General features: G+C 51.4%; 7 protein-coding genes. 1 reads left to right on the top strand and 6 read right to left on the bottom strand.

Translation table 11 applies throughout. From position 1 onward, the window contains the following. Positions 1-36 precede the first annotated feature (36 nt). Positions 37-675 (bottom strand): hypothetical protein, encoded by a 639-nt coding sequence (locus HW556_RS17915; protein WP_176901491.1) that lies wholly within the window; start codon positions 673-675, stop codon positions 37-39. 587 nt (positions 676-1,262) lie between these two features. On the opposite strand from HW556_RS17915, the gene HW556_RS17910 reads away from it, so the two are divergent. Further along, on the top strand, positions 1,263-1,418 hold the full coding sequence (locus HW556_RS17910) for a hypothetical protein (RefSeq protein WP_176901490.1): 156 nt from the start codon (positions 1,263-1,265) through the stop codon (positions 1,416-1,418). Here the strand turns inward: HW556_RS17910 and HW556_RS17905 are convergent. The 5 genes from HW556_RS17905 to HW556_RS17885 all read right to left on the bottom strand — a co-directional run. Continuing rightward, positions 1,390-1,977: a Fic/DOC family protein gene (locus HW556_RS17905; protein ID WP_176901489.1), complete on the bottom strand. Its 588-nt coding sequence runs from the start codon at positions 1,975-1,977 to the stop codon at positions 1,390-1,392. The two genes, HW556_RS17910 and HW556_RS17905, sit on opposite strands and share 29 nt — an antisense overlap. A gap of 22 nt (positions 1,978-1,999) precedes the next feature. Next, positions 2,000-2,668, bottom strand: a complete 669-nt coding sequence (locus tag HW556_RS17900; protein ID WP_394354143.1) for a recombinase family protein — start codon at positions 2,666-2,668, stop codon at positions 2,000-2,002. A 123-nt stretch (positions 2,669-2,791) separates the two neighbouring features. Beyond that, positions 2,792-3,751, bottom strand: coding sequence for a replication initiation protein (locus HW556_RS17895; RefSeq protein WP_176901487.1), 960 nt, complete (start codon positions 3,749-3,751; stop codon positions 2,792-2,794). 771 nt (positions 3,752-4,522) lie between these two features. Next, positions 4,523-4,840, bottom strand: a complete 318-nt coding sequence (locus HW556_RS17890; protein ID WP_176901486.1) for a hypothetical protein — start codon at positions 4,838-4,840, stop codon at positions 4,523-4,525. Next, a partial coding sequence (locus tag HW556_RS17885; protein ID WP_176901485.1) for a ParA family protein occupies positions 4,837-5,568 on the bottom strand: 732 nt, incomplete at its 5' end. The genes HW556_RS17885 and HW556_RS17890, both read right to left, overlap by 4 nt.

Here is a 5,568-nt window from a genome sequence, read left to right as displayed (position 1 = left end):
ACAAGGGCACAAAGGTCTACTCTGCCTCATGGCTAATTAAGAAGGCTTAGTCGGGATGGTCGATGTAGGCGCGCGACGCGGAGTCGGATGGGCGACAGGTTCCGGCTCGGAGAACGCGGCGACCATTTGCGCATAGATAGCCTGCTGTTCGGGTGTAAGCGCTGCCTCAGACAACGGCTCCGCTACGGGCGGCGTGAACGCGAGGGAAGCGGGCGCGAGGGCTGGCGGGCAGCTAGTCGTCTCCCTGGGGGGCAGCGGCACGCCCAAAGCCTGGCTCAACTGCAGCAGTTGCTGCTGCAACTGCGCGTTCTGCTGCAGTACGTGCTGCAGCAGCTCAGTCACGGCACTGAGCTGCTGCGTGTGTTCTTCGCTGCGGCTGACCAAGTGGCGCGTGACCAACAGGTACTCTAGCGCGTTGGCCGTGGCAGCTCCCACACCCGCGGCCGCCGTGGATTCAAGAAATCCGAGTCCACCGCGTGTGGGCCCCGGCAGCGACGTGAATTTGCCCAAAGTGCCCGCTTTCTTTTGCTTGCTGTGGGTGCTGCGACAGGAACTGGAGCAAAACTTCTGGGTGCCGCGCTTGACGGGCACATACTCCTGATGGCAATGTTGACAGGCGAGCAGGTGCGAATTGGGCAGTTGGTCCTTGGGGCGGCGAGCGCGGCGAATACGCATAACGAGAGAGCAGCTGAAGCAATGCGGTATTTACCGTTGCCGTGCCATGGCAAAACTACGGAAAACTTACCTGAAGCAGTAAGCTGCTGCTCACAAAAAGCTAGCTGTTTACTTCTTCTGGCAGCACTCTTTTTGCTGGAGCGGCCCCCTGCGCACGTCCAACGGCAAGAAGCGGTAACCCGTAATATATGGCGGACAAAAAAGTGGGCCCCCATGGGTGCCCATAGCGCCCCGCACAGGAGCGACAGTAGCGCGCCAAGTGGGTCTACAATACGCCTATTTTACTAGGTATCTTAGAACCGGGTAGCGAACCGGGCCGTGGCCACACTGTCAATAAAATACAGTGCGCGCTGGGCTAACGAGGCGGCAAAGGTGGGGCCAGTTGGAAGATGCGGGAAGCGCAAGGCGGCATCTTCCTGCACTGCCGCCCCCAACGGATAGACTTGGCGTCCACATGCTACCAGCCAATACACCTGCGTCTGGGTAGCCAGCGGATACCTAGGAACTTTTAAGCCATCTTTACAGTACAGAAATTACTGTAACACCTTGCTTCTCAACAAATGAAACTGCGTGACCGATATCCTCAGTTGCAAAATCCCGCCGTGGTGAAAGCCATGGTGGTGCGTTCTGTGTACGCCTCCATGGCCCTGGAGAATCAACTCGTGTCCGTCGAGCGGATAGAGGCCCTCTATGAGCAAACGACCCTTTCCACTTCTACAGCGGCCGTAGCTGCTCGTGAATAAGCGCCTGCAGCGGCGCTAGATAATAGTCGTCTGCTTGCCGGATAGCCTGCAGGTACTGGGTGCGCCCCTCGCCTTGTTCTCGCCGGTAGAGAATGACTTCCTGAAAGCCGTAGCCATAGGCCAGCAGATTGGTGAAGAGGCGGGCCGTACGGCCGTTACCATTGACAAACGGATGAATCGCTACCAGCCGGTGATGAGCGTAGGCTAACACAGCCGCCACCTGCTCCGTGGTTGGTTCTGCCGGCAGCAACGCGTGCCGATGTCGCAATTCGTCGATGAATTCGTAGAGTAGCGACGGGACCTGATGGGCAGGCGGTGGTAAGTAGGCACCCACATTGGGCACTTGCTTTCGCCACTGGCCGGCCCAGTCGTAAAGGTGTTGAAAAGCCCGCCGATGTAAGTCTTGCAGCAAGCTGACCGACAACTCCACAGGGTACTCTATTTCCTCCAGCAGATAGCGCTCTACCTGCGCGACGCCCAGTGCCTCCTGCTCGTTGAGCTCGTCTTTGCTGGTCAACCCGAGCAAATTGTCTTCCGGCGCGTCGGTATAGTGTCCCATCAGCCAAAGTTAATGTTTGCCCTTACGCATCCACCCGCTTAAGCAGCCGCTGGATGGTCATGGGAAAGAACTCCGCCCCTCTCCTAGTCCGGTAGCCCGACTCGTTGAGTTCGTGGGCAATCTGCTGGAGCGTGTGCCCCTGCCCCTGCAGCAACGCCGCCAGACGAGCGGCCTGCCGGTTGCCCTGGTGGGTGCGGGCATTGGCTTGTCGCACTTGCTGGCCTTTGGCTATAGCGCCGGACGTGAGATTGGTGGGCGTACCTAATTGAAAGCCCCGCGCCCTCTTGGCCGTCAGCGCATCGCGGGTGCGCTTGCTGATCGTTTCGCGCTCATGCTGGGCGATGACGGCAAACAAGCCCACGGTAAGCGTATTAGCGTCGGGCATGTCGCAGCAAACGAAGTCGACGCCCGAGTCGCGCAGGGCGAAGATGAAGCCGGCGTTACGCGAGAGCCGGTCGAGCTTAGCGATAAGCAGCGTGGCCCCGACGCGGCGGGCCTCGGCCATGGCCGCCGCCAGCTGGGGGCGCTGATTGCGCTTGCCGCTTTCCACCTCCACAAACTCCGGCCCCAGCTTCCCCTCCCCCACTGCCCCGGCGAAGGCCAGCACGGCGGCGCGTTGGGCATCGAGGCCGAGCCCGGACTGTCCCTGCTTGAGGGTGGAGACGCGGTAGTAGGGAATATAGCGTTTCACGAATAGCATGGGGGTGAAGGGGAAAGCCGGCGCAAGGTAGGGTTTATAACGTTTTACAAACGTCCGTTCTTAAAACGTTATAAACGCCCGTAATCATAAAATTTTTTACAACTAGATAAATATTTAGCGCAATCCTACCATTTTCAAGTACAGTCCACCTGGGTTCTTGTCAGCTTTTAGTTTGCCGGTTTTGTATTTGTAGCAAAATGAAAAAAGGGCATCAAGCTTTTTTGTATCATCCAGAATTTGGTTGATCAATTTACTGTCGCGAATGCCCAACTCATCTAAGTTGAGTAAAGCGCGTCGCTGCTTCTCTTCATCGGCTCCATCCTCGAAAGGAATAGGCAATTGATGTGGGGCCTGGGCATTCACAAAGAACCTAATGCTATGGTAAGACCGCCCTTTCTTCAGCAATTCATAATTGATGCGCAGATCAGTGTGCTTGTTGATCTGATTTTTTGCAACATCAAGCACGTACTTCTGCAGCGCTGAAACTTTTTCGTACTGCTCAGCCTCAACACCCTTTGGATCTTTCAGGGAGAGCATAATTTTGAATTCATCTAGCGTAAACGTTTTGGTTTCGCCGATATCTTTCCACTGAGAGGCAATCTGATAGATGCGCTTGGCATACTTACTTGATAGGCTGAAAACCGATTGCAGACGATACGAAGTGAAGTTATTTTTTAGGTCAATCAGGTAGCGCCTCATGCGCTCAGATATTTCTAGTTCAATAATTCCTTCTCCTTTGATATAAAGCGCCGAGGCAAGCAAGCCCACCTGCAATACGTGCTTGTTATCCTCAATATGATACTCGCGACTTCGCAGGTTTGATGTAGCTTCCAATAATCTCTGGTAGTTCCAGACTCGGCCGGTTAGCTGCTCTAGTTCCTTTACTCGTATCCGGTAAATAGTCCCAGGCTTATCCTCTTTGCGCAGAACCGATAGTAGTGAAAAGACGATATCCATCTCGCAGGCGCTCATTTCATAGCGCGCTGTAGTTATAGCATTGTGCTGCCTAATTTCGAGGTAAGAAGATTCAGCGGGAGCTGCCGCAACGGCAATCGGAAGTGTGGATAAGGACATAGTAGCTGAAGTGTCTTAGATTAGCTGGCAGACAAATATAATAAAATACATGATTTAAAAGTAAGCCTTTCTTTAACTTCTATCCTTTCGCTTACAATCTCTATCCTTTTTACTTACAATCCCTATCCTTTCGCTTACAATCCCTATCCTTTCGCTTACAATCCCTATCCTTTCGACTTACAATCCCTATCCTTTGACTTACAATCCCTATCCTTTCCCCACTATAACTCTCTTTTTGTCAGCAAATTACAGAGCCTGCAAATAGAGTAAATACTTGACAAATAAATAAAATATCACAAATTGTTGATGCAGCCTTAAAAAAAGGCATTTATTAGGTACAAACTCCTGAACGGACAAATACCCAACAAAATAGGGGTACGTTCAAGCATAAACAGGGATTGCACTATACATATATTTTTTTGCTTTATTTTGCTACTTTGGGCCTGTTATCTCCTCATTCACTACTCTCACTTCTTGGTATTCGCATATGTACTCCCTTCAAGTAGTGATTTCTAAACAAGAGATCGTTACCCTTAGCATTCGCAGCTTTGAAAGGATAGAAATGGTAAGCGAAGACTAGTAATAGCGCGAAAGGATAGAAATGGTAAGCGTTTAAGCGTTATGCAGAGTGTTTGTAGATTAAAACTTCAGTCAAAATGCCTCAAAGGGCTGATTTCGCTTACCATTTCTATCCTTTCACTTTAAAATAAAGCAAATCAAGTACTTGCAAAAAAAGTAGTTAAACCGATAGAACGATTTAACTACTTTAGTTCACCGAAGCTTCTTGCTAGTCCGCAGCAGCTTTTCCAACGCTAGTGGCGGCAGCGGCTTGTCTGCTTCAGGATATTTTTCCAGTTCTGAGACTAACGCTGATTCAGTCAGCTCTTTCATCAAGAAGCCAGGAATCCAATGCTCTGCCTGCTTGAGCTTCATGTAGGTTTCCTTACTGACAGCAGTCGTAAACGAAACCCAAATTGGCCCTTCCTCCAAATCGGGAGAAGGAGTCGGCTGATTGACTGATTTAGCCGGCTCAATCCGCTCGTTGATAGAAGCCAGTACTTTATTGCCGAAACTAGGTTTGGTACTCATAAACGAGCTAAAATTTCAGTTGTTAAGTTTTGGTAATCCTCAGCACCGGCCGATGCGGGAGCCCAAGAATGAATACTAGCTTTCTCTATCTGAGCTTCTACTAAGCTCACGTTAGGCCGAATGGTAGTATGCATGACCAGCGGTCCAAATAAGGCGTGTGATTCCAACAACTGGACCATGTCCCTCTGTGCGCGGCGGCGGTCATTGCGGTTGTACTGAGTGAAAAATAATCCGCCGATTATAAGCTTTGGATTCAACCGCTTTTGTACTTGATGGCACACATCTAGTAGCCCCACTAAGCCTTCAATACCATAGTATTCAGGTTGGGCTGGGATAAAAACCGCATTTGCGGCCGTCAGCGCAGCGTAAGTTAGTTTACCCAACCCACCAGGCGTATCAATCAGACAATAGTCAATGGCCTCTACTTCATCCAGCAATTCCTTGAGCGCGAACTCGGCACCAGGCTTTTGACTTATACGTTCCTCGGCCTCGGCAATATCAGGCGAGCTAGGAATTAGATAGAGTCCATCTTCTACCTCCATCACTACATCAGATAGACTAGCTTGGCCCATTAATACTGAACCTAGGTGGGACTTGGCTCCAATACCCACTGTAAAGCTTTGGGTTAGGTTGGTTTGCCGGTCACAGTCTAACAGCAGTACCGTATAGCCTCGCTCCCGAAGCGTATGGGCCACATTCAAGCAACTGGTTGTTTTTCCGGTGCCACC

It is taken from the genome of Hymenobacter terrestris, assembly GCF_013377905.1.
GTDB lineage: Bacteria > Bacteroidota > Bacteroidia > Cytophagales > Hymenobacteraceae > Hymenobacter > Hymenobacter terrestris.
This window is presented reverse-complemented; position numbering and strand designations above follow the sequence as displayed.

Coding starts and splice junctions, on each gene's coding strand:
- HW556_RS17915 (WP_176901491.1), bottom strand. CDS start 675: ATGCGTATTCGCCGCGCTCGCCGCCCCAAGGACCAACTGCCCAATTCG.
- HW556_RS17905 (WP_176901489.1), bottom strand. CDS start 1,977: ATGGGACACTATACCGACGCGCCGGAAGACAATTTGCTCGGGTTGACC.
- HW556_RS17895 (WP_176901487.1), bottom strand. CDS start 3,751: ATGTCCTTATCCACACTTCCGATTGCCGTTGCGGCAGCTCCCGCTGAA.
- HW556_RS17890 (WP_176901486.1), bottom strand. CDS start 4,840: ATGAGTACCAAACCTAGTTTCGGCAATAAAGTACTGGCTTCTATCAAC.